This window comes from Bradyrhizobium sp. ERR14, assembly GCF_014198235.1.
GTDB lineage: Bacteria > Pseudomonadota > Alphaproteobacteria > Rhizobiales > Xanthobacteraceae > Bradyrhizobium.
This window is the reverse complement of sequence record NZ_JACIHD010000024.1, coordinates 43037-64068: the sequence shown is the minus strand read 5'-3', so window position 1 is coordinate 64068 and position 21032 is coordinate 43037. Positions and strand designations below refer to the sequence as shown.

Sequence of the window (21032 nt, the reverse complement as noted above, 5' to 3'; positions counted from 1 at the left end):
TCGCCTCAGTCGGTGATGAAGCCGTAGGTGCCGCGGTAGTTCTTGGCCGGTTCGGTCCGGCCGGGCACGCCGTAAAGGCGGTTGATGTTGCCGAGCAGCTGGGCCTGTGGATCCGCAGGCGGGGCGAAGCCGTCATCCGGCCGCGACAGGTCCTTTGGCGCCACCGCGCGAACGACATAAGGCGTCACGATCACGACCAGCTCGGTCGCGTTGTTGACGAAGTCGCGGCTGCGGAACAGCGTGCCGAGGACCGGGAGCTGCATCAGTCCCGGCAATCCACTGATGGCCTGCTTGGTCTGCTGCTGGATCAGGCCGGCCATCGCCATCGCGCCGCCGGAGGGAATTTCCAGCGAGGTCTCGGCACGGCGGGTCCTGATCGAGGGCACCGTCACCGAGTTCACCGAGGTCGAGGTCACGGCCTGCGACAGCGTGATCGCATTCTCGTTCGACAGCTCCGAGACCTCGGTCATCACCCGCAGGCTGATCTTGCCTTCGCTCAGCACCACGGGGGTGAAGTTGAGCGAGATGCCGAACTTCTTGAAGCTGATCTGGGTGGTACAGACATGCGTGGTGGGATCGCAAGCATAGCCCGCTGGCACGGGGAATTCGCCGCCGGCGATGAACGTTGCCGATTCACCGGAGATCGCGGTCAGGTTCGGTTCGGCCAGCGTGCGGATCACGCCAGCGGTTTCCATCGCGCGCAGGGTGGCCTGCACCGACGGCGCCGCGCCGAACTTCGTGGTCAGATTGTTGCCGTCCACGAGGTTGTGGCCGAGAGCGGTGAACGGATTCGAGTTGGAGAAGCTCACCACCGACGTGCCGTAGTTGAGGTTCGCGGTCAGGTCGATGCCGAGCTGCTTGACGATGTTGCGCTGGACTTCCGCCACCGTCACCTTGAGCATGACCTGGTCACGGCCGCGGACCACGATCGAGTTCACGACCTTGTCGGCGCCGCCGGCCAGGCGCGCGGCGAGGTCATTGGCCTGCTGCGCTTCCATCGGGTTCGCCGCCGTGCCGGTCAGGACGATGCCGTCGCCGAGCCCGTCGATCTGGATGTCTGAATTCGGCAGGACCTGCTTCAGCGCCGCCCGCACACCGTTGAGGTCGCGCTTGACCGCGATGTCATAGGCCGCGATCTGCTGGCCTGCAGAATCGAAGAACACGATGTTGGTCTGGCCGAGCGCGGCGCCGATGATGTAGGCGCGCTGCGCCGAGCGGACCACCGCATTGGCGATCTTGGGGTCAGCGACCAGCACGTCCTTGATGTCGCGCGGAAGGTCGATCACCACGGACTTGCCGATGCCGAGCGAAAGGAAGCGGGCGTTCATCTGACCGTCGGCGGCGACCGCCGCGCCCGGGCGATAGTCGGCGGCGACAACGGGGGTCAGCACCGGGTTGAATGCCAGCGCGAAGGCGGCCGAAAACGACAGGGCGCGGACCATGGCGGTTCGCATCGTCGCTGAATCTGCCCTGCATTTCATGTCGCCTGTCCTCATCGTGCTTTCGCCGTCGAGCTCGGGATGCCGTAGCGAATGATCGAGACGCCGTCGCGCTTCTGGGCGGATTCGTCGAGCGTGATCTCGCTCATCTTGACGTCGGCAATGCTGCGCAGCGCCAGCGAGAGCGTTCCGGCCTGACGGGCCGAAGAAAGCGCCTGGGTCTGTGCGGAAGTGAGTTCCAGGGTCACGGTCTTGCCGACCACGGTGTTCTGGCCGTCCTTTTCCTTCGGAGCCTGGTCGATGGCGAGGACGCGCACGTTGACCAGGATGATCTCGGACGTGACGACGTCCTGGCCCCCGGCGGTCTGGTCCGGGTTCTTGAGGCGGCGTGTCAGCAGGACATCGACGCGGTCATTGGGCAGGATGAAGCCGCCTGCGCCGGTCTCCGGCGAGATTTCGGTCGAGATGGCCCGCATGCCGCTGGGCAGGATGGCCGCCATGAATCCGGAGCCCTCGGCCTTGACCAGCTTCTGGTCGCGGATCGGCTCACCCTGAATGAAGGGGGCGCGCGCGATCGAACCGGTCACCTGGGTCACGCCCTCGGGACGCTCGTTGCGGCGAATGAAGGTGGCGCTGGCGGTCGCGGCCGGCCAGGTCTGCCATTGCAGATCTTCCGGCTTCACGGTCTGGCCGAGGCCGATGTCGTTCTTGGCCACGAGGACGTCGACGGTCGGAAGCTGCGCGACCGGGGCCGGAGGCGGCGCAGAATTGTCCGAGCCGCTCGCCAGGTACGCGGCGACACCGCCGGCGCAGATGGCGACCGTCAGGACGACAATGCGTGCCCTATTCATACGCTTCACTTTCCAACAAAACGCCGCGACGCTGCCGCCGCCGTAATCGGCAGTTGACCAGCTATTCGTCAAAGCATGGTTAATGAGGCGTATCTAAATCGCCTTAACGCCGGGTTTACCCGGTGCGTTCAGCGCAGCGCGAGGTGAGCGAGATCAATCGCCTTCACCCATTCGGTCTCCGGGTAGACCATCAGCGCACTCAGTGCGAGCGCGATGCCGTAGGGGATGCCGCTCTCCTTGGCATGCAGCCGGGCGAGCCAGGCCTGACCCGCCAGTCCGTAGGGCAGCGGCCATTGCCGGAACTGGAGCAGGAGCAGCGTCAGCGCCCCGCCGAACAGCGAGGCGTAGAGCAGGAAGTTCATCAACTGTGCGAAGCCGAACCAGAGCGCGACGGAGGCCGCCACCTTGGCGTCACCGCCGCCGACCCAGCCCATCGCAAAGCAGGTGAAGGCGATGACCAAAAGAAGCGCGCCGGCGCCGACATGACTGAGCATCTCGTAAGGTGCCATGCCACCGGCGAGGGCAAGCGCGAAGAAGCCGACGACCAGCGCCAGCGACACGCGGTTCGAGATCGTCATCGTGAAGAGATCGCTCGCGGCAGCGAACGCCATCAGGGCCGGGAAGAGCAGAAGGCGCGCAAGGTCGAGGATCATGGGCTGCGTCTTGAGGCCTGGGTTTGCCGCGGGAACTGGCGTCGGGCGATGCTAGCCGGCAGTGCTAAACAAACCGACAACGGCAGCAAGCAGCCCACGCGGCTGAAGTCGCGGAACGCGTCGTCACCAGAGGCTGGCAATGCGCGCGGCGAGCACGGCCGTCGCAAGCAGCAGCGCAAGGCAGACCCAATAGGCCGGCGAGCCGGCCTGTGCCGCCGCTGTCTCATCCGCCGCGATCGCGGCATCGGTTCTGTACTTACGCAACGCCACTGGAACTCGCCGTCTTCGGAAAAACAAAGGCCCCGGAGATCCGGGGCTTTTGCCGTCGTTCGTCGGTTGCTTACTTCAGCGAGCTGCTGATCGAAGTGAACTTGGCGTTCAACGTGGTGCCGAGGTTGTTGACGACGGTGATGATGGCCAGCGCGATGCCGGCGGCGATCAGACCGTATTCGATGGCGGTGGCGCCGGATTCATCCTTCGCGAAACGTGCAATCAAGTTCTTCATGAACATAACTCCATCTGGGGTGGGGATCGCCTCGTTCGGCGCCGTCATTGACCCGATGACCATGAGAGCCGAGCTCTTTCGGTAGAGTTAATTCGATCAGGCAAACCCGCCTGCGGCGCGATGCTTTGGCCCAGAGTGAATTTCGTCTTAAGGCGGCTCCTGTAATTCGTTCCGGTTCCGGATGTACCGTCGGCGCGGCGCCGGCTTCACGCTCCCTTAAATTTAGCGGCGTAGGCGTAACAGAGCTGGAATTCGCAAGAGAGGCGACAATGTCGAGCCTGCCCATGCAAGTCGCCCTGATGCTCGGCGAGACCATCGTCAAGGTGATCCCCATCACCTTCGCGCTCGCGGCCGTCTTCACCGTGCTCGAACATTTCTGGGCCTGCAATGCCGGCGCGCCGTGGTGGCGCAAGCGCGAGATCGTCACCGACATCTGCTACTGGTTCTTCGTTCCGGTGTTCGCCCGCACCATGCGGATCGGACTTCTGGTCGTCGGCGCGAGCCTCGTCTTCAACATCCACGACGCCGACGAGCTCATCGCCTTCTATGACAATGGCCACGGCCCGCTGTCGTTAATGCCGCTCTGGGTCCAGGCCGGGTTGTTCCTGGTCCTGTCCGACTTCATGCTGTATTGGCTGCACCGGCTGTTCCACGGCGGCGGGTTCTGGAAGTACCACGCCATCCATCACTCCTCGGAGGAGATCAGCTGGATTTCGGCGGCCCGCTTCCATCCCGTCAATCTCGTGCTCGGCTCGATCGGCGTCGACGTCGTGCTGCTGATGGCCGGCATCTCCCCGAACGCGATGGTCTGGCTCTCCCCGTTCACGACCTTCCATTCGGCCTTCGTGCACGCCAACCTGAATTGGAGCTTCGGGCCGTTCAAATATTTGCTGGCGACGCCGGTGTTCCACCGCTGGCACCACACCTCGCTCGAGGAGGGCGGCGACACCAATTTTGCCGGCACGTTCCCGATCTGGGATGTTCTGTTCGGCACCTTCCGTATGCCCGAGGGTGAACTGCCGCAGGATTACGGCAAGGACGAAGCGACGATGCCGAAGGAGATCGCGGGCCAGTTCGCCTATCCGTTCCGCAGCTAGCCTCCAAGGCGCTAAAACGCCAGTCTGTTCAAACAATAGTCGGCGAGTTTGCGGAACGTTCACGAATTAAGGGCAGGTTAGCCGGGTCGGGCACTGGCTTCGTTGTATCGAGTCGCTTCCGCTGGTTTGTGACGTCCCGGGGGTAAGAGTATGCGTAAGGAATTGCTGCGCCGTCGGGCGCGCGTCTGTCTTCTGGTTGCGGCTGCGGTGCTGGCATCGCCGGCTGCCGGCCTTGCCGAGCCCACCGCCGACACCATCGCCGTCAATGTCGACCAGGCCAAGCTGGTGCGGCTGCCCGGCAAGGTGGCGACCATCGTGGTCGGCAATCCCCTGATCGCCGACGTCACGCTCCAGCCCGGCGGCATGATCGTCGTGACCGGCAAGGGCTATGGTGCCACCAATTTCATCGCACTCGACCGGGCCGGCGAGATTCTGGTCGATCGCCAGATCCAGGTCGAAGGTCCGAGCGACCGGCTCGTCACTGTCTATCGCGGGATCGAGCGCGAGTCCTACAGCTGCGTGCCGCTTTGCCAGCGTCGCGTGACGCTCGGCGACAGCGACACCTATTTCAACAACACGATGAGCCAGGCCGGCTCGCTGAGCGCCAGCGCCAGCGGTGGTGGTGGCGGCGGTCCGCCCAAGTCCAACTAGCAGGACCGATCGGCGGGTTTGCCCGGACAGGAGCCCGCCAGACCGCTTTGCAGATGCGAAGCAGAGGTCTCGGCGCGCGCCGTGCTTTCCGCGAGCTTGGGATCGCGGCTGGTTAACACGTTCTTAATGGCGCGGTCCGCGGGCTGCGGATCGCCTGAAACACTTAAACAATCAGTTTCCGCTATTGAACGGGACAGTTGATCGCCCGTTGCTGGGGAATTTGACGCGATGCCATTGCCTGCACCTTCGAGATTCACACTCCGGAAAGCGCTGGGCCGGTTTTGCGGCAACCGCCGCGGTTCCGCGGCCGTCGAGTTCGCCCTGGTCGCACCGATGTTCTTCGCGCTGCTGTTCGCCATCATCGAAACGGCGCTCATGTTCCTCGCGAGCCAGGTGCTCGAGACCATCACGCAAAATTCCGCGCGCGCGATTCTGACCGGCCAGGCGCAAGCGCAGGGCGGTTCGGTAGCGGCCTGTCAGACCACGCCCGGCGTGGTCATGGCGTGCGACCAGACGACGTTCAAGGCCTATGTGTGCACGCAGATCCCGGCGCTGTTTGATTGCAGCAAGCTCTACGTCGACGTCGTGAGCACCAGCTCCTTCGGGTCGCTAAGCCTGACGAACTACGGCGATTCCTGCAATTTCAACCCGACCGGCATGCAGTACAGTGCCGGGACCTCCGGCCAGGTGGTCGTGGTGCGGCTGTTCTATCAATGGCCGCTCATCGTCACCGGCCTCGGTTACAATATCGGGTGCAGCAACAAACGGCTGATGGTGGCGACCACGGCCTTCAAGAACGAACCCTTCTGAGACAGATGGATCCGAGCGGACCGATGCAGGCGATTGCGAATATCTGGCGGAATGCATGTAGTTCCGCGCGCGACTTCGTCGCCGACAAGCGCGCGCTCGCGGCGACCGAATTCGCGGTCATCGTCCCGCTGATGCTGGTGATGTTCTTCGGCACCGTCGAATTCTCGTCGGCCGTGGCGATCGATCGCAAGGTTACATTGATCGCGCGGGCGCTGTCCGATTTGACGTCGCAGTCGACGACGCTCGCCGATGCCGACATGAAGGATACGTTCACGGCGAGCATCTCGGTCATCATGCCCTACGACGCCAGTCTGGTGAAGGGCACGGTCTCCCAGATCTATATCGATGCCAACAGCATTGCTACGGTCCAGTGGAGCAAGGCCGGCACCATTGCGAGCGGCGCGACGCAAGCGACGCTGGCGACCTCGGCTCGCAAGGCCGGCGACAAGGTCACCACCATGATTCCCTCGACGCTGTTGATTCCGTCGACCTACCTCATCCTCAGCGAGGCGAGCTACACTTACACGCCGTCCGTAGGCTACGTGTTGAAGTCGAGCCTGCCCTTGAGCGATCTGTCCTACACGCGGCCGCGCCAGGTCACCTGCGTTCCCTACAACGGCGTGCCGTCGACGTGCTGATATCCGCGAGCAGGCGCTAAAATGAAAAAGGCCGTGCGTTGCGCACGGCCTTCTTGCTTTCTTTGGCTTGCGCGAGCCGATCGGCCCAACGCCCGGAGGCTCAGCCTTCGGAGCGGAGGTTGTCCGCTGCCGACTTGCCGGAACGACGGTCGGCCACGATCTCGTAGGAGATCTTCTGACCTTCACGCAGCGTGCCGAGGCCCGCACGCTCCACAGCGCTGATGTGGACGAACACGTCCTGGCCGCCATCGTCGGGCTGAATGAAGCCGAAGCCTTTGGTCGCGTTAAACCACTTCACGGTTCCCATGCTCACGGGGGTAGTCCCTTCTCAGATAACACAATGTGAGAGCCCGCTTGCGCAGGCCGGTTAGATCGAATTTTTGGAAGGGTCGTCAGCGTGTCTGAACCGGCTGTACCGGTGGATGCTAATGTCGTCCGGCCGAAAATCGATAAATTAATTTTATCGGAATTGGGGTCTCAAAACAATCCGGACATGCACGATTTTTTGATCCGCCGCGATGGCCGCGGCGGATCCACATAAAGGTCGGAATCTTACTTCCGCGCTCAGGCGCCTAGCGACGGCGGAACTGGCCGCCGCGCTGGCCCGGGCGAGGCGGTCCGCCCACGCCGCTGGGACGCTCGTCCTTGTGGCGGAAAATCAGCCGGCCCTTCTCGAGGTCATAGGGCGACATCTCCACCGTCACGCGATCGCCTGCCAGCGTCTTGATGCGGTTCTTCTTCATCTTGCCGGCGGTATAGGCGACGATCTCGTGTCCGGCGTCGAGCTGCACGCGGTAGCGTGCGTCGGGGAGGATTTCGGTGACCAGTCCTTCGAACTGGATCAGCTCTTCCTTAGCCATGAATTTCTCCAGGTCGTGGACGGCTAGTGCGAATAGGGTTTGCGGTTCGGTTGGCCGTTCGGCCGACTCTCACGGCGCAAAAAGGCAACGCCTTGTATCCCATCAGGTGCCCCGGCGCTATGCGCGGAACGCTGTTCTGGACGACTGCCTGCAGAAGAATGCGTCTTCCCGCCAGAGTGTGGACGACGAGACCCCTTTGAGGCCTTCGGGCCATTGCCGGGCCGCCCGTCAGCATGTCGCGCTTCGCCGCCATGTCGGCCCTCACCGGGGCGTCCATCGCCGTGCTTGCCGGCGCTATGGTGGCGTCCGTCGGCATGTCGTTCGTCGCTGCGACGTCCGTCACCATGGCGTCCCTCGCCATGCCTTGCACCTTGCGGACGCTGGCCCGGGCGGCCTCCGCGACCCTGTCGTTGCTGCGGCGCGGGAGGACCCGCATCGCGGCGGCCGGCGTCGGTGCGGAGATCTTCGCGCGGCAGTGCCACCTTGATCAGCCGTTCGATGTCGCGGAGATAGCTGAGTTCCTCGCCGCCTGCGACCAGCGAGATCGCGGTGCCGTCGGCGCCGGCACGCGCGGTGCGGCCGATGCGGTGGACGTAGGTTTCCGGCACGTTGGGCAGGTCGAAATTGATGACGTGGCTGATGCCGTCGACGTCAATGCCGCGGGCGGCGATGTCGGTGGCGACCAGGGTGCGGATCTCGCCCGAGCGGAACTGGGCCAGCGTCCGTTCGCGATGGTTCTGCGACTTGTTGCCGTGGATGGCGCTGGCGGGGATGCCGGCCTTCTCGAGCGACTTCACCACCTTGTCCGCGCCGTGCTTGGTGCGGGTGAAGACCAGGGCGCGGTTGACCGGCTCGTCCTTCAGCAGCTTGGTCAGGAAGGCTGGCTTGGCGGAGAAATCGACCTGGACGATGCGTTGATTGATGCGCTCGGCGGTCGAGGAGACCGGGGTCACCGCGACGCGGGCGGGGTCCCGCAGCATCGCGTTCGCCAGCTCGGCAATGTCCTTGGGCATGGTGGCCGAGAAGAACAGCGTCTGCCGCTTGATCGGCAGCTTGGCGACGATTTTGCGGATGTCGTTGATGAAGCCCATGTCGAGCATGCGGTCGGCTTCATCGAGCACGAGGAATTCGACGCTCGACAGCTTCAGCCCGTTGCTCTGCACGAGGTCGAGCAGGCGGCCGGGGGTGGCGACCAGCACTTCGACGCCCTGCATCAGCGAGCGGACTTGGCGGCCCATCGGAACGCCGCCGATGGCGAGCGTCGAGGACAGGCGGATGTGGCGGCCATAGGCGTTGAAGCTGTCGAGGATCTGGCCGGACAGCTCGCGGGTCGGCGACAACACCAGGACGCGGGTCGTCTTGGGCTGCGGCTTGATACGGTGCTCGAGCAGGCGGTGCAGGATCGGCAGCGCGAAGGACGCGGTCTTACCGGTACCGGTCTGGGCGATACCGACGACGTCGCGGCCGGTCAGCGCCGTGGGGATGGTCTGGGCCTGGATGGGGGTGGGGGTGACGTAGTTCTCTTCTTGAAGAGCGCGCGCGATGGGTTCGGCGAGGCCGAAGTCCTGAAACGAAGTCAAAAGAGGGGTTCTTTCCATGTCAAAAGCGCAACGCCCGGCGCATTCAGCGCGGCGCACGCAAAAGGGTGTCGAGAAGACACCTGCGTGTTTGGGGTGTCGGATGGCTTGGGAGATATGGGGCAAGCCAGAGGCCCGTAAGGGCTTAAGAACACGCGGCTCGCGACGACCGCTTGATTCGCAAGAGGTCTCGGCCGCTCATATGGAACATCGAGGGGGCGCTTTCAAGGCAGCTCGTCCAAAAAGGCCGGTTGCGGTGCAGAAATAGTTATGCCGGAAATTTAGCCAGAAAGGGCATTTTGCTCAGAGAATGACCAGCCTGCCGCTTTGGCATACATTTGGATTGCTCATGTTTTGGGCTGGTTCGAGGTCGGGACACTTTGATTTCGGCAAATTTTGTCAGCAGAACCAACTGGTTGGTGGGTGCTCAGTCCATGGCATGGTTCTTGCGAATCCGTTAATCGCAGGCGGCCGTGGGGCCGTTTCGCAGCGTTTTTCACGTCTGCGTCAGGGAGATGAGACACTCATGTTTAGCAAATCCACTCACGATATAGCGGCGTCATTTAGCCGCCGCGGTGTACTCGCCGCGACCGCCGGACTGGTGCTCGGTCTGGCTTCATTGACTGGCGCCAAGGCCGCGGATGACACCATCAAGGTCGGCGTGCTGCACTCCCTTTCCGGCACCATGGCCATCAGCGAAACCACGCTGAAGGACACCATCCTTTTCCTGATCGACGAGCAGAACAAGAAGGGCGGCGTTCTCGGCAAGAAGCTCGAGGCCGTCGTCGTCGACCCCGCGTCGAACTGGCCGCTGTTCGCCGAAAAGGCGCGCGAGCTGATCACCAAGGACAAGGTCTCGGTCGTGTTCGGCTGCTGGACCTCGGTGTCGCGCAAGTCGGTGCTCCCCGTCTTCAAGGAGCTGAACAACATCCTGTTCTACCCCGTGCAGTACGAGGGTGAGGAGAGCGAGCGCAACGTGTTCTACACGGGTGCGGCGCCGAACCAGCAGGCAATCCCCGCCGTCGACTACCTGATGAAGGACGAGAAGGTGAAGCGCTGGGTGCTCGCGGGCACCGACTACGTTTATCCGCGTACCACCAACAAGATCCTGGAAGCCTATCTGAAGTCGAAGGGTGTCGCCCAGGAAGACATCATGATCAACTACACGCCGTTCGGTCACTCCGACTGGCAGACGATCGTGGCCGACATCAAGAAGTTCGGCTCGGCCGGCAAGAAGACCGCCGTGGTCTCGACCATCAACGGCGACGCCAACGTTCCCTTCTACAAGGAGCTCGGCAACCAGGGCATCAAGGCAAAGGACATCCCGGTCGTCGCGTTCTCGGTGGGCGAAGAAGAGCTCGCCGGCATCGACACCAAGCCGCTGGTCGGCCATCTCGCGGCCTGGAACTACTTCCAGTCGATCAAGTCGCCGGAGAACGAGAAGTTCATCAAGGCATGGCAGGCCTACACCAAGAATCCGAAGCGCGTGACCAACGATCCGATGGAAGCGCACGTGATCGGCTTCGACATGTGGGTCAAGGCGGTCGAGAAGGTGAAGTCGACCGATCCGGACAAGGTGATCGACGCTCTCCCGGGCATCGAAGCCAAGAACCTGACCGGCGGCGTGTCGAAGATGCTGCCGAACCACCACATCACCAAGCCGGTGTTCATCGGCGAGATCAAGGGCAACGGCCAGTTCGACGTGGTCTGGAAGACCCCGGGTCTCGTCGCGGGCGATGCCTGGTCGAAGGAGCTCGACGGCTCGAAGGACCTGGTCGGCGACTGGGTCGGCAAGAAGTGCGGCAACTTCAACACCAAGACCAACAAGTGCCTCGGTTCGGGCTCCTGACCCGGATCTGACACGCCATACACGCCCGGAGAAGGCGGCGATCCCGCCGCCTTCTCCACTCATTTCTGCCGGGGTCATTCACAGTGCCAGCCCATTTGTCCGCGCGCCTCTGCTCGCTTGCGCTCTCGTTGTTCCTGATCGCGTTCGCGTTGCCGGCCTTCGCCGGTCCGTTCGAGGATGCGGTCGCCAAATTCGCCAACGATGATTATTCCGATACGGACGAGGCGATCGGCGTGGTCGCAAGCAGCGGCAATCCGCTGGCTTTCCCCATCATCAGTGCGCTTCAGGACGGCCGCCTGATGGCCGACCCTGACAGCAAGAAGGTTTACGTCACCGGTACCGACGGTAAGTCGATCGACGCCGCGACCGGCCAGGCGGTGGCGAGCGTTCCCGACAGCGCGAGCGCAGTCCGCCTCAACAACCGCCTGCGCCGCAGCGTCGACGCAGCTCTCGGCAGCCTGACGCTCCAGTCGCCGGACGTCGGAACACGGCTGCAGGCCGCGCAATCCGTCTTCAAGTCGCATGAGGAGACCGCGCTCGAGCCGGTCGATGCCGCGCTCGCCAAGGAAACCAACAGGTCCGTCAAGGCTGCGCTCGGCGACGCCCGCGCGGCCATCCTGCTGTTCAAGTCGGACGCCAGCGAGGTCGAGAAGCTGGAGGCGGTGGCCACCCTCAAGGGGCGCGGCGACCAGGAGGCGCTGGCCCTGCTCACAGGCATGGGCGACCAGCCGGCGTCGGTGACCAAGGCCGCTACGAGCGCGATCGGCTCGATCCAGAATTCGCTCGCGATCTGGTCCATGGTGCAGAATGCCTGGTACGGCCTCTCGCTCGGCTCGGTGCTGCTGCTCGCCGCGATCGGGCTCGCCATCACCTTTGGCGTGATGGGCGTGATCAACATGGCGCATGGCGAGATGGTAATGATCGGCGCCTACACCACCTTCGTGGTGCAGGAGGTGATCCGCACCCGCTATCCCGGCCTGTTCGATTATTCGCTGCTGATCGCGGTGCCGCTGGCATTTGTCGTCGCCGGCGCGATCGGCGTGCTGATCGAGCGCAGCATCATCCGTTTCCTCTACGGGCGTCCGCTGGAGACGCTACTCGCGACCTGGGGTCTGTCGCTGGTGCTGCAGCAGGCGGTGCGCACCATGTTCGGTCCGACCAACCGCGAGGTCGGCAATCCCTCCTGGATGAGCGGCGCTTTCGAGCTCGGCCAGATCACCATCACCTATAACCGGCTCTGGATCCTCGTGTTCACGCTGGCCGTGTTCGCGATCCTGCTCGCGATGCTGCGCTACACCGCGCTCGGCCTCGAGATGCGCGCGGTGACGCAGAACCGCCGCATGGCGGCCTCGATGGGCATCGCCACCTCGCGCGTCGACGCGCTGACCTTCGGGCTCGGCTCCGGCATTGCCGGCATCGCCGGCGTGGCGCTGTCGCAGATCGACAATGTCAGTCCCAATCTCGGCCAGAGCTACATCATCGACAGCTTCATGGTCGTGGTGTTCGGCGGCGTCGGCAATCTCTGGGGCACGCTGGTCGGCGCCTTCACGCTCGGCATCGCCAACAAGTTCCTGGAGCCGGTCGCCGGCGCCGTGCTCGGCAAGATCGCTATCCTGGTTCTCATCATCCTGTTCATTCAAAAGCGCCCGCGCGGACTGTTCGCGCTCAAGGGCCGTGCGGTGGAAGCATGACCCCTCACATGCTGACGCGATCGCTGGACCGCGGCGCGACGATCTTCCTTGCCGTCGTCGCAGCTTGCGGCATCCTGATCCCGCTCTCCAACCTGCTGCTGCCCGCGGGCTCGTTCCTGCAGGTGCCGACCTATCTCGTCGCGCTCTGGGGCAAATATGTCTGCTACGCGATCCTGGCGCTCGCGATCGATCTGATCTGGGGCTATTGCGGCATCCTCTCGCTCGGCCACGGCGCGTTCTTTGCGCTTGGCGGCTACGCGATGGGGATGTACCTGATGCGGCAGATCGGCGCCCGCGGCGTCTACGGCAATCCGATCCTGCCCGACTTCATGGTGTTCCTGAACTGGCAGAAGCTGCCCTGGTACTGGTACGGCTTCGACATGTTCTGGTTCGCAGCGCTGATGGTGCTGGTCGTGCCCGGCCTGCTCGCCTTCTGCTTCGGCTGGCTTGCCTTTCGCTCCCGCGTCACCGGCGTGTATCTGTCGATCATCACGCAGGCGATGACCTATGCGCTGCTGCTCGCCTTCTTCCGCAACGACTTCGGCTTCGGCGGCAATAACGGCTTGACCGACTTCAAGGACATCCTGGGCTTCAACGTCCAGGCGGAAGGCACCCGCGCGGCGTTGTTCGCGCTGAGCTGTCTGGCGCTGATCGCAGGCTTTCTGATCTGCCGCGCCATCGTCTCCTCCAAGCTCGGCAAGGTGCTGATCGCGGTGCGTGACGCGGAATCGCGCACGCGCTTCCTCGGCTACCGCGTCGAATCCTACAAGCTGTTCGTGTTCACGGTGTCGGCCTGCATGGCCGGGGTCGCCGGCGCGCTCTACGTGCCGCAGGTCGGCATCATCAACCCAAGCGAATTCGCGCCCGGCAATTCGATCGAGGCGGTGATCTGGGTCGCGGTCGGCGGCCGCGGCACGCTGGTCGGTGCCGCGCTTGGCGCCGTCGTCGTCAACTACGCCAAGACGTTTTTCACCTCGGGCATGCTCGCGCCGTACTGGCTGTTCATGCTGGGTGCGCTGTTCATCCTGGTGACGTTGCTGCTGCCCAAGGGCATCGTCGGCACCTTCAACGCCTGGTGGGACTCGTCGAAAGATAAACGCAACGCCGCGAGCGCTGCGGCCGAGGACGGCGTCACCGAACCCAAGATGGCGGAGTAGGCGCAAATGAACGTCATGGACAACCGCGCAACCTCCGCAATGCTCTATCTCGACGGCGTGCACGTCTCGTTCGACGGCTTCCACGCCATCAACAATCTGTCGCTGACGCTCGAGCCCGGCGAGATGCGCGCCATCATCGGCCCGAACGGCGCCGGCAAGACCACGATGATGGACATCATCACCGGCAAGACCAAACCCGACGAGGGCACGGTTCTGTTCGACGGCGTCACGGATCTGACGCGGCTCGACGAGACCCGCATCGCCGAGCTCGGCATCGGCCGCAAGTTCCAGAAACCGACCGTGTTCGAGAGCCAGACCGTGCAGGACAACCTCCTGCTCGCGCTCAATGTCGACCATAGCGTCAAGGGCACGCTGTTCTGGCGCGGCAGCAAGGTCGAGTCCGAGCGCATCGACAAGGTGCTGGAGACGATCCGTCTCACCGAAGCCCGTAATCGCCTTGCCGGCAGCCTCAGCCACGGTCAGAAGCAGTGGCTGGAGATCGGCATGCTGCTGGCGCAGGACCCGAAACTGCTCCTCGTCGACGAGCCCGTTGCAGGGATGACCGACGTCGAGACGCATCTCACGGCCGAGCTGCTGAAGGAGATCAACAAGACCCACACCGTGATGGTGGTCGAGCACGACATGACCTTTGTGCGCGAGCTCGGCGTCAAGGTCACCTGTCTGCACGAAGGCACCGTGCTCGCCGAAGGAACCATCGACCAGGTTTCATCCAACGAGCGGGTCATCGAAGTCTATCTGGGACGCTGAGCGATGCTTGAAGTCAAGGATATCAATCTGTTCTACGGCGCGGCGCAGGCGCTGCGCGGCGTCTCGATCTCGGCCGAGCCGGGCAAGGTGACCTGCGTGCTCGGGCGCAACGGCGTCGGCAAGACCTCGCTCTTGCGCGCGATGGTCGGGCAGTACCCGATCTCGTCGGGCGCGATCGTGCTCGACGGCAGCGACATCACCGGCCTCAAGCCCTATGAGCGGGCGCGCAAGGGCATCGGCTTCGTGCCGCAGGGCCGCGAGATCTTCCCGCTGCTGACGGTCGAGGAAAACCTCAAGACCGGCTTCGGTCCGCTCAAGCGCGAGGACAAGCACATTCCCGACGACGTGTTCTCGCTCTTCCCCGTGCTGCAATCCATGCTCGGCCGGCGCGGCGGCGATCTCTCCGGTGGCCAGCAGCAACAGCTCGCGATCGGTCGCGCGCTGGTGATGCGGCCGAAATTGCTGCTGCTCGACGAGCCGACCGAGGGCATCCAGCCCTCGATCATCAAGGACATCGGCCGCGCCATCTCCTATTTGCGCAACCTCGGCAACATCGCCATCGTGCTGGTCGAACAATACCTCGACTTTGCTTGCGAACTCGGCGACAGTTTTGCCGTGATGGATCGCGGCGCGGTGAAATTCACCTGCGATCGCGCCAATTTGGACGCGAGCGAGATCAGCCGCCAGATGGCGCTGTAAGCCGTTCTGCCGCGACCGGCTGGGGGAGGCGGATGCGCAGCGACGTTTCGGTCACGTCAGGAGTTTTCGAGGCAAACCGTGCCCGCGGCGCGGTGCGCTTCGACGTGCACGCACGTGACGGCGTGACGCGGCGCGGCGTCTTGCATGAATCCGGCTCGCTGCGCGTGCGCTTTCCCTCACCTGAAGGCGAGGGGCTCTCCGGCGTGTTCGTCAACACTGCCGGCGGCGTCGCCGGCGGGGACAGTTTTGAGATCGACATCGCGGCGGGCCAGGGCTCGCGGCTGACGCTGACGACCGCGGCCGCCGAAAAGGTCTATCGCGCGCCGGGAGCGGCAGCGCGGCTCAATATTTCCTTGAAGGCCGACGCGGGCGCGCATCTGTCCTGGCTGCCCCAGGAGACCATCCTGTTCGATCGCGCCCGGGTTCATCGCCGCTTCGATATCGAGCTTGATGATGCCGCCTCGCTGCTGCTCTGCGAGATCGTCGTGTTCGGCCGCACTGCCATGGGCGAGCGGATGGAGCAGGGCGAGTTTGTCGACCGCTGGCGGCTGCGGCGTGGCGGCAGGCTGGTGTTTGCCGAGACCATCAGGCTCGACGGCAATATCGGCGCAAAACTTGGGCGATCAGCCGTCGCCAAAGGCGGTGCCGCGATCGGCACGGCGCTGATCGTGCCCGGTGACGAGGCTTTGGTCGAGCGCATTCGCGAGGCCTCGGACTCATTCTCCGGCGAGGTCGGAATCTCCGCGTGGAATGGCTTTGCAATGGCCCGGTTCTGTGCCCAAGATGCGGCGCGGTTGCGGGCCGACATGATGGCCGTGCTGGCGCGCACTGGAACGGCCCTGCCGCGACTCTGGCTGAACTGACCGGCTGAATTGACGTGTTGAACGGAAGAGATTCTTCATGAACCTGTCTCCCCGCGAAAAGGACAAGCTTCTGATCTCGATGGCGGCCATCGTGGCCCGCCGTCGGCTGGACCGCGGCGTCAAGCTCAACCATCCCGAGGCGATCGCCATCATCTCCGATTTCATCCTCGAAGGCGCACGCGACGGCCGCACCGTCGCCGAGCTGATGCAATCCGGCGCGCAGGTCCTCACCCGCGACCAGGTGATGCCGGGCATTCCCGAGATGATCCACGACATCCAGGTCGAGGCGACATTTCCGGACGGCACCAAGCTCGTCACCGTGCACGAGCCGATCAGGTAATTCGAATTCGTCATTCCGGGGCGCCCGCAGGGCGAACCCGGAATCCAGAGATTGTTGATCGAGATCCCGGCCTTCTCGCTGCGCGAGCCCCGGAACGACGAGGAGGATAGAATGATCCCCGGCGAACTCTTCATCCAGGACGGCGAGATCGAGCTCAATGCCGGCCGCAAGACCGTGACGCTGACGGTCGCCAACACCGGCGACCGTCCGATCCAGGTCGGCTCGCACTACCATTTCTTCGAGACCAACCCCGCGCTGAAATTCGACCGCAAGAAGGCCCGCGGCATGCGCCTCGACATCGCCGCCGGCACTGCCGTCCGCTTCGAACCCGGCCAGACCCGTGACGTGCAGCTCGTCGCCATGGCGGGGAAGAAGACGATCTACGGCTTCCGCGGCGACGTCATGGGGAAGCTGTGATCTTAGCAGGAACGAGCGCGGCGCGGCACGGTTGAGGCGGAAACGGAGGTATTTCCCATGCTCTCACCCATCCGCCTCATCTCTGAAGCCGCCGAGCTCGCCGCGCGCCGCCATAACGGCATGGTGCGCAAGGGACGCGGCAATGAGCCCTACATCAATCATCTCGCCGAGGTCGCCAACCTGCTCGCGACCGCGACTGACGGCGCCGATGCCGAGCTGGTCGCGGCCGGCTGGCTGCATGATTCGATCGAGGATACCGACACCACGCGCAAGGAGCTGGCGCAGCGACTTTCCGAGGGCGTTGCCTCGCTGGTCGCGGAGTGTACAGATGACATGAGCCTGCCGAAGGCCGAGCGGCGGCAGAAGCAAATCGAGGACGCTCCGCACAAATCGCCGGGCGCCAAGCTGATCAAGATCGCCGACAAGATCAGCAACATCGGCGCGCGCATTCATACGGATCCGACCACCGAAGAGCGTGACGACCTCGCCGACTACAGCGATTGGGCCGAGCAGGTGGTGGCCGGCTGCCGCGGCGGCAATGCGTGGCTCGATACGAAATTCGATGATGCCGTGAAAGCAGCGAAGGCCTTGCTGTGAGTCACCAAACAATCAAACGCAAACGGGGCTTGTGATGTCCGTCAAAATAAAGCGTTCCGTCTATGCCGACATGTTCGGCCCGACCACCGGCGACAGGGTGCGGCTGGCCGACACCGACCTCATCATCGAGGTCGAGAAGGATTTCACCATTTATGGCGAGGAGGTGAAGTTTGGCGGCGGCAAGGTGATCCGCGACGGCATGGGGCAGTCGCAGGTCACCAACAAGCAGGGCGCGGCCGACACCGTCATCACCAATGCGCTGATCGTCGATCACTGGGGCATCGTCAAGGCCGACGTCGCGATCAAGGACGGCATGATTTCGGCGATCGGCAAGGCCGGCAATCCCGACATCCAGCCGGGCGTCACCATCATCATCGGTCCCGGCACCGACGTGATCGCGGGTGAGGGCAAGATCCTCACCGCCGGCGGCTTCGACAGCCACATCCATTTCATCTGCCCGCAGCAGATCGAGCACGCGCTGATGTCTGGCGTCACCTCGATGCTGGGCGGTGGCACCGGCCCGTCGCATGGCACCTTCGCGACCACCTGTACGCCGGGACCGTGGCACATGGGGCGGATGATCCAGTCGTTCGATGCCTTCCCGGTCAATCTCGGCATCTCCGGCAAGGGCAACGCCTCGCGGCCCGCCGCCCTGGTCGAGATGATCAAGGCCGGCGCCTGCGCGCTGAAGCTGCACGAGGACTGGGGCACGACGCCGGCCGCGATCGACAACTGCCTCTCGGTCGCCGATGCTCACGACATCCAGGTGATGATCCACACCGACACGCTGAACGAATCCGGCTTCGTCGAGGATACGATCAAGGCCTTCAAGGGCCGCACCATCCATGCCTTCCACACCGAGGGCGCCGGCGGTGGTCACGCCCCAGATATCATCAAGGTCGCAGGGCTCAAGAACGTGCTGCCGTCCTCGACCAACCCGACCCGGCCCTTCACGCGCAACACCATCGACGAGCATCTGGACATGCTGATGGTGTGCCACCACCTCGATCCCTCGATCGCGGAGGATCTGGCATTCGCCGAGAGTCGTATCCGCAAGGAGACCATCGCTGCGGAAGACATTTTGCACGATCTCGGCGCGCTCTCGATGATGTCGTCGGACTCGCAGGCGATGGGCCGGCTCGGCGAGGTCATCATCCGGGCCTGGCAGACCGCGGACAAGATGAAGAAGCAGCGCGGGTCACTGCCGCAGGACAAGGGCAAGGACAACGACAATTTCCGCGTCAAGCGCTACATCGCCAAATACACCATCAATCCCGCGATCGCGCACGGCGTGTCGAAGCTGATCGGCTCGGTCGAGAAGGGCAAGCTCGCCGATCTCGTGCTGTGGTCGCCGGCCTTCTTCGGCGTCAAGCCGGATTGCATCGTCAAGGGCGGCACCATCGTCGCAGCTCCGATGGGCGATCCCAACGCCTCGATCCCGACGCCGCAGCCGGTGCATTACCAGCCGATGTTCGGCGCCTTCGGCAAGGCGCGCACGGCATCGTCCGTGGTGTTCACCTCGAAGGCCGCGATCACCGGCGGTCTCGCGCGAAAGCTCGGCATCGAGAAGAAGCTCTATGCGGTCCAGAATACCCGCGGCAAGATCTCGAAGAAGAGCATGATCCACAACGACGCCACGCCCAATATCGAGGTCGATCCGGAGACCTATGAGGTCCGCGCCGACGGCGAATTGCTCACTTGCGCACCCGCCGAGGTGCTGCCGATGGCGCAGCGATATTTCATGTACTGAAATAGCGCCTCGACGCATGTCCCCGGCAAGCGTCCGGGGGCGGCTTTTACGGTTTTGCGTTCGATCCCGCCTGGTCTAATGTCCCGCCCGGTATCGTAACCCAGAAGAAAAGCCGGGAGGATTTCTCGTGATCTATGTCGTTGCCACCCTGACCATCAAGCCCGAGACGCGCGCCGAATTCATTGCAGCCGCCACCGCCTGCATCAAGGAGACGCGGAAGGAGCCCGGCAATATCGCCTATGATCTGCATGAAAGCGTCACCGATCCTGCCAAGATGGTGTTCGTCGAGCAGTGGGAGAACGCCGAAGCGCTGGTGCCGCATCGTGGCATGGAGCACATGAAGACGTTCGGTCGCGTGGCGGTCAAGTGCTTCACGGCACCGCCGAAGATCGAGGTGATCACGCCCGAGAAGGTCGAGACAAGGTAACGGGGTAAAAGCGCATGATCCGGGCGACGCAGGTCAGGGGACAGCACCGCTTCACGGAAGCGCCGGCGGATACGGTGGTGCTCGATTTCGACGACCGTCACCGCCGCCGCATGGCGATGACGGGAACGCGAGGTCTCGAATTCCTGCTCGACCTGGAGCAGGCCGTCGCACTGCGCGGCGGCGATGCGCTGGTGCTGGAGGACGGCCGGCTGGTCGAAGTGGTCGCGGCGCCCGAGCCGTTGCTGGAAATCCGCGGCCGCGATCCGCATCACCTCATCCGCGTCGGCTGGCACCTCGGCAACCGTCATCTGCCGACGCAGATCATGGCCAAGGCCCTGCGCATTCGCCGCGATCACGTCATCGAGGCGATGGTGAAGGGCCTCGGCGCGCGCGTGATCGAGATCGACGCGCCGTTTGATCCCGAAGGCGGCGCCTATGCGGATGCCGGCCACGCGCATGGCCATGACGATCATGCGCATCATGATCACGGGCATCATCATGACCATGGTCACGATCACCACGGCCATGATCATCACGCTCATGACCACCAACACCATGATCATGCCGCGCATGATCATGGGCACGATCATCACCATCACCACGACGAGCATTGCGACCATCCCGACCATCACCACGGCCACAAGCATGCTCATGACCACAAATGAGCCGGTCAGCGCCGGCGGCCTCGCCGAGGGCGAGGCGGCGGCGCTGTACCGGCTGATGACCTGGCTGTCGCCGGCATTCCCGGTCGGCGGCTTCTCCTATTCCAGCGGCATCGAATGGGCGGTCGAGGCGGGCGACATCGTCGATACGGCCACGCTGGCCGACTGGCTCGACGCAATGCTCGGCGACGGCTCCGGCTTTTGCGACGCGACGTTTCTGGTGCATGCCTATCGTGCTGCTGAGAAGGGCGAAGATGCGACCTTGCGCGATATCGCCGAGCTCGCCGCAGCAATGGTGCCCTCGCGCGAGCGGCAATTGGAGACGAGCTCGCAGGGCCGCGCCTTCATCGACATTGCCCGCGCCGCGTGGGATGCCGATGGGCTGGATGCCATGGTTGCGGCATGCCGCGCGCCACCGGTTTATCCGGTCGCGGTCGGTGTGGTTGCCGCAATGCACGGCGTGCCGCTGGCGCCGACGCTGCACGCCTTCCTGCATGCTGTCGTCTCGAACTGGATTTCCGCGGCCAGCCGCCTCATTCCGCTCGGCCAGACCGACAGCCAGCGCGTGCTGGTGAGGCTGGAAGCCGCGGTGGCCTCGACTGCGAATCGTGCGCTGAGTGCGACATTGGACGATCTCGGCAGCGCGACCTTCCGCGCCGACCTCGCCAGCCTGCGGCACGAGACACAATATACACGGCTGTTCCGCTCGTGAGAGCGGCGCAGCCCTCACC

26 protein-coding genes are annotated in these 21032 nt (G+C 63.9%); 17 read left to right on the top strand and 9 right to left on the bottom strand.

What is annotated here, in order from left to right; translation table 11 throughout:
* Window positions 1-5: 5 nt before the first annotated feature.
* The 5 genes from GGD62_RS35725 to GGD62_RS35705 form a co-directional block, all read right to left on the bottom strand.
* Window positions 6-1481, bottom strand: coding sequence for a type II and III secretion system protein family protein (locus GGD62_RS35725; protein WP_179738062.1), 1476 nt, complete (start codon window positions 1479-1481; stop codon window positions 6-8).
* Window positions 1482-1492: 11 nt separating this feature from the next.
* Complete coding sequence (cpaB, locus tag GGD62_RS35720; RefSeq protein WP_026202070.1) at window positions 1493-2290, bottom strand: Flp pilus assembly protein CpaB; 798 nt, start codon at window positions 2288-2290, stop codon at window positions 1493-1495.
* Window positions 2291-2418: 128 nt separating this feature from the next.
* On the bottom strand, window positions 2419-2943 hold the full coding sequence (locus tag GGD62_RS35715; protein WP_183713101.1) for a prepilin peptidase: 525 nt from the start codon (window positions 2941-2943) through the stop codon (window positions 2419-2421).
* Window positions 2944-3066: 123 nt separating this feature from the next.
* A complete protein-coding gene (locus tag GGD62_RS35710) occupies window positions 3067-3207 on the bottom strand; it encodes a hypothetical protein (RefSeq protein ID WP_183713122.1) in 141 nt (46 codons plus the stop codon).
* A 76-nt stretch (window positions 3208-3283) separates the two neighbouring features.
* A complete protein-coding gene (locus GGD62_RS35705) occupies window positions 3284-3448 on the bottom strand; it encodes a Flp family type IVb pilin (protein ID WP_007599783.1) in 165 nt (54 codons plus the stop codon).
* Between the two features lie 269 nt (window positions 3449-3717).
* On the opposite strand from GGD62_RS35705, the gene GGD62_RS35700 reads away from it, so the two are divergent.
* The gene (locus GGD62_RS35700) at window positions 3718-4545 is read left to right on the top strand and encodes a sterol desaturase family protein (protein WP_183713098.1); all 828 of its coding nucleotides are present in this window, start codon (window positions 3718-3720) and stop codon (window positions 4543-4545) included.
* A 150-nt stretch (window positions 4546-4695) separates the two neighbouring features.
* The gene (locus tag GGD62_RS35695; RefSeq protein ID WP_092254378.1) at window positions 4696-5196 is read left to right on the top strand and encodes a pilus assembly protein N-terminal domain-containing protein; all 501 of its coding nucleotides are present in this window, start codon (window positions 4696-4698) and stop codon (window positions 5194-5196) included.
* On the opposite strand, the gene GGD62_RS41175 is transcribed toward GGD62_RS35695, so the two are convergent.
* Window positions 5193-5573, bottom strand: coding sequence for a hypothetical protein (locus GGD62_RS41175; RefSeq protein WP_246800420.1), 381 nt, complete (start codon window positions 5571-5573; stop codon window positions 5193-5195). The genes GGD62_RS35695 and GGD62_RS41175 overlap by 4 nt on opposite strands.
* On the opposite strand from GGD62_RS41175, the gene GGD62_RS35690 reads away from it, so the two are divergent.
* Both GGD62_RS35690 and GGD62_RS35685 read left to right on the top strand, forming a co-directional pair.
* Window positions 5467-6006, top strand: coding sequence for a TadE/TadG family type IV pilus assembly protein (locus GGD62_RS35690; RefSeq protein WP_246800419.1), 540 nt, complete (start codon window positions 5467-5469; stop codon window positions 6004-6006). The genes GGD62_RS41175 and GGD62_RS35690 overlap by 107 nt on opposite strands.
* Before the next feature lie 23 nt (window positions 6007-6029).
* Window positions 6030-6644: a TadE/TadG family type IV pilus assembly protein gene (locus tag GGD62_RS35685; RefSeq protein ID WP_183713092.1), complete on the top strand. Its 615-nt coding sequence runs from the start codon at window positions 6030-6032 to the stop codon at window positions 6642-6644.
* 100 nt (window positions 6645-6744) lie between these two features.
* Here GGD62_RS35685 and GGD62_RS35680 read toward each other — a convergent pair whose 3' ends face one another.
* The 3 genes from GGD62_RS35680 to GGD62_RS35670 form a co-directional block, all read right to left on the bottom strand.
* Complete coding sequence (locus tag GGD62_RS35680) at window positions 6745-6957, bottom strand: cold-shock protein (protein ID WP_018318776.1); 213 nt, start codon at window positions 6955-6957, stop codon at window positions 6745-6747.
* Window positions 6958-7216: 259 nt separating this feature from the next.
* Window positions 7217-7504, bottom strand: a complete 288-nt coding sequence (gene infA / locus GGD62_RS35675) for a translation initiation factor IF-1 (RefSeq protein ID WP_008131890.1) — start codon at window positions 7502-7504, stop codon at window positions 7217-7219.
* A gap of 23 nt (window positions 7505-7527) precedes the next feature.
* Window positions 7528-9102, bottom strand: coding sequence for a DEAD/DEAH box helicase (locus GGD62_RS35670; RefSeq protein WP_183713089.1), 1575 nt, complete (start codon window positions 9100-9102; stop codon window positions 7528-7530).
* Between the two features lie 505 nt (window positions 9103-9607).
* Between GGD62_RS35670 and urtA the strand changes: the two genes are divergently transcribed.
* From urtA to GGD62_RS35605, 13 genes are all read left to right on the top strand, one after another.
* Entirely contained in the window at window positions 9608-10930 is a 1323-nt protein-coding gene (gene urtA / locus GGD62_RS35665) for an urea ABC transporter substrate-binding protein (RefSeq protein WP_026202068.1), read from the top strand.
* A gap of 83 nt (window positions 10931-11013) precedes the next feature.
* Complete coding sequence (gene urtB, locus GGD62_RS35660) at window positions 11014-12621, top strand: urea ABC transporter permease subunit UrtB (protein WP_018318773.1); 1608 nt, start codon at window positions 11014-11016, stop codon at window positions 12619-12621.
* Window positions 12618-13778: an urea ABC transporter permease subunit UrtC gene (gene urtC, locus GGD62_RS35655; protein WP_018318772.1), complete on the top strand. Its 1161-nt coding sequence runs from the start codon at window positions 12618-12620 to the stop codon at window positions 13776-13778. The genes urtB and urtC overlap by 4 nt, the downstream gene beginning before the upstream one ends.
* A gap of 6 nt (window positions 13779-13784) precedes the next feature.
* A complete protein-coding gene (urtD, locus tag GGD62_RS35650) occupies window positions 13785-14546 on the top strand; it encodes an urea ABC transporter ATP-binding protein UrtD (RefSeq protein WP_183713085.1) in 762 nt (253 codons plus the stop codon).
* 3 nt (window positions 14547-14549) lie between these two features.
* Window positions 14550-15245: an urea ABC transporter ATP-binding subunit UrtE gene (gene urtE / locus GGD62_RS35645; RefSeq protein ID WP_018318770.1), complete on the top strand. Its 696-nt coding sequence runs from the start codon at window positions 14550-14552 to the stop codon at window positions 15243-15245.
* 32 nt (window positions 15246-15277) lie between these two features.
* The gene (locus GGD62_RS35640; RefSeq protein WP_183713082.1) at window positions 15278-16108 is read left to right on the top strand and encodes an urease accessory protein UreD; all 831 of its coding nucleotides are present in this window, start codon (window positions 15278-15280) and stop codon (window positions 16106-16108) included.
* 37 nt (window positions 16109-16145) lie between these two features.
* On the top strand, window positions 16146-16448 hold the full coding sequence (locus GGD62_RS35635; protein ID WP_007605424.1) for an urease subunit gamma: 303 nt from the start codon (window positions 16146-16148) through the stop codon (window positions 16446-16448).
* A gap of 111 nt (window positions 16449-16559) precedes the next feature.
* The gene (locus tag GGD62_RS35630; RefSeq protein ID WP_026202067.1) at window positions 16560-16865 is read left to right on the top strand and encodes an urease subunit beta; all 306 of its coding nucleotides are present in this window, start codon (window positions 16560-16562) and stop codon (window positions 16863-16865) included.
* 57 nt (window positions 16866-16922) lie between these two features.
* The gene (locus tag GGD62_RS35625; protein ID WP_183713079.1) at window positions 16923-17462 is read left to right on the top strand and encodes an HD domain-containing protein; all 540 of its coding nucleotides are present in this window, start codon (window positions 16923-16925) and stop codon (window positions 17460-17462) included.
* Between the two features lie 34 nt (window positions 17463-17496).
* A complete protein-coding gene (gene ureC, locus GGD62_RS35620) occupies window positions 17497-19212 on the top strand; it encodes an urease subunit alpha (RefSeq protein WP_183713077.1) in 1716 nt (571 codons plus the stop codon).
* A 127-nt stretch (window positions 19213-19339) separates the two neighbouring features.
* Window positions 19340-19639, top strand: a complete 300-nt coding sequence (locus tag GGD62_RS35615; RefSeq protein WP_018318764.1) for a putative quinol monooxygenase — start codon at window positions 19340-19342, stop codon at window positions 19637-19639.
* Window positions 19640-19653: 14 nt separating this feature from the next.
* On the top strand, window positions 19654-20304 hold the full coding sequence (locus GGD62_RS35610) for an urease accessory protein UreE (protein WP_183713074.1): 651 nt from the start codon (window positions 19654-19656) through the stop codon (window positions 20302-20304).
* Window positions 20285-21013, top strand: a complete 729-nt coding sequence (locus GGD62_RS35605; protein ID WP_092254394.1) for an urease accessory protein UreF — start codon at window positions 20285-20287, stop codon at window positions 21011-21013. Before GGD62_RS35610 ends, GGD62_RS35605 begins: the two co-directional genes overlap by 20 nt.
* Window positions 21014-21032 lie beyond the last annotated feature (19 nt).

Excerpts from the sequence above, each read along its gene's own strand:
- GGD62_RS35725 (WP_179738062.1), bottom strand. The coding sequence starts at position 1,481 with ATGAAATGCAGGGCAGATTCAGCGACGATGCGAACCGCCATGGTCCGC.
- cpaB (WP_026202070.1), bottom strand. The coding sequence starts at position 2,290 with ATGAATAGGGCACGCATTGTCGTCCTGACGGTCGCCATCTGCGCCGGC.
- GGD62_RS35715 (WP_183713101.1), bottom strand. The coding sequence starts at position 2,943 with ATGATCCTCGACCTTGCGCGCCTTCTGCTCTTCCCGGCCCTGATGGCG.
- GGD62_RS35705 (WP_007599783.1), bottom strand. The coding sequence starts at position 3,448 with ATGAAGAACTTGATTGCACGTTTCGCGAAGGATGAATCCGGCGCCACC.
- GGD62_RS35700 (WP_183713098.1), top strand. The coding sequence starts at position 3,718 with ATGTCGAGCCTGCCCATGCAAGTCGCCCTGATGCTCGGCGAGACCATC.
- GGD62_RS35695 (WP_092254378.1), top strand. The coding sequence starts at position 4,696 with ATGCGTAAGGAATTGCTGCGCCGTCGGGCGCGCGTCTGTCTTCTGGTT.
- GGD62_RS41175 (WP_246800420.1), bottom strand. The coding sequence starts at position 5,573 with ATGAGCGCCGTTTCGATGATGGCGAACAGCAGCGCGAAGAACATCGGT.
- GGD62_RS35685 (WP_183713092.1), top strand. The coding sequence starts at position 6,030 with ATGCAGGCGATTGCGAATATCTGGCGGAATGCATGTAGTTCCGCGCGC.
- infA (WP_008131890.1), bottom strand. The coding sequence starts at position 7,504 with ATGGCTAAGGAAGAGCTGATCCAGTTCGAAGGACTGGTCACCGAAATC.
- GGD62_RS35670 (WP_183713089.1), bottom strand. The coding sequence starts at position 9,102 with ATGGAAAGAACCCCTCTTTTGACTTCGTTTCAGGACTTCGGCCTCGCC.
- urtA (WP_026202068.1), top strand. The coding sequence starts at position 9,608 with ATGTTTAGCAAATCCACTCACGATATAGCGGCGTCATTTAGCCGCCGC.
- urtC (WP_018318772.1), top strand. The coding sequence starts at position 12,618 with ATGACCCCTCACATGCTGACGCGATCGCTGGACCGCGGCGCGACGATC.
- urtD (WP_183713085.1), top strand. The coding sequence starts at position 13,785 with ATGAACGTCATGGACAACCGCGCAACCTCCGCAATGCTCTATCTCGAC.
- urtE (WP_018318770.1), top strand. The coding sequence starts at position 14,550 with ATGCTTGAAGTCAAGGATATCAATCTGTTCTACGGCGCGGCGCAGGCG.
- GGD62_RS35640 (WP_183713082.1), top strand. The coding sequence starts at position 15,278 with ATGCGCAGCGACGTTTCGGTCACGTCAGGAGTTTTCGAGGCAAACCGT.
- GGD62_RS35635 (WP_007605424.1), top strand. The coding sequence starts at position 16,146 with ATGAACCTGTCTCCCCGCGAAAAGGACAAGCTTCTGATCTCGATGGCG.
- GGD62_RS35630 (WP_026202067.1), top strand. The coding sequence starts at position 16,560 with ATGATCCCCGGCGAACTCTTCATCCAGGACGGCGAGATCGAGCTCAAT.
- GGD62_RS35625 (WP_183713079.1), top strand. The coding sequence starts at position 16,923 with ATGCTCTCACCCATCCGCCTCATCTCTGAAGCCGCCGAGCTCGCCGCG.
- ureC (WP_183713077.1), top strand. The coding sequence starts at position 17,497 with ATGTCCGTCAAAATAAAGCGTTCCGTCTATGCCGACATGTTCGGCCCG.
- GGD62_RS35610 (WP_183713074.1), top strand. The coding sequence starts at position 19,654 with ATGATCCGGGCGACGCAGGTCAGGGGACAGCACCGCTTCACGGAAGCG.
- GGD62_RS35605 (WP_092254394.1), top strand. The coding sequence starts at position 20,285 with ATGCTCATGACCACAAATGAGCCGGTCAGCGCCGGCGGCCTCGCCGAG.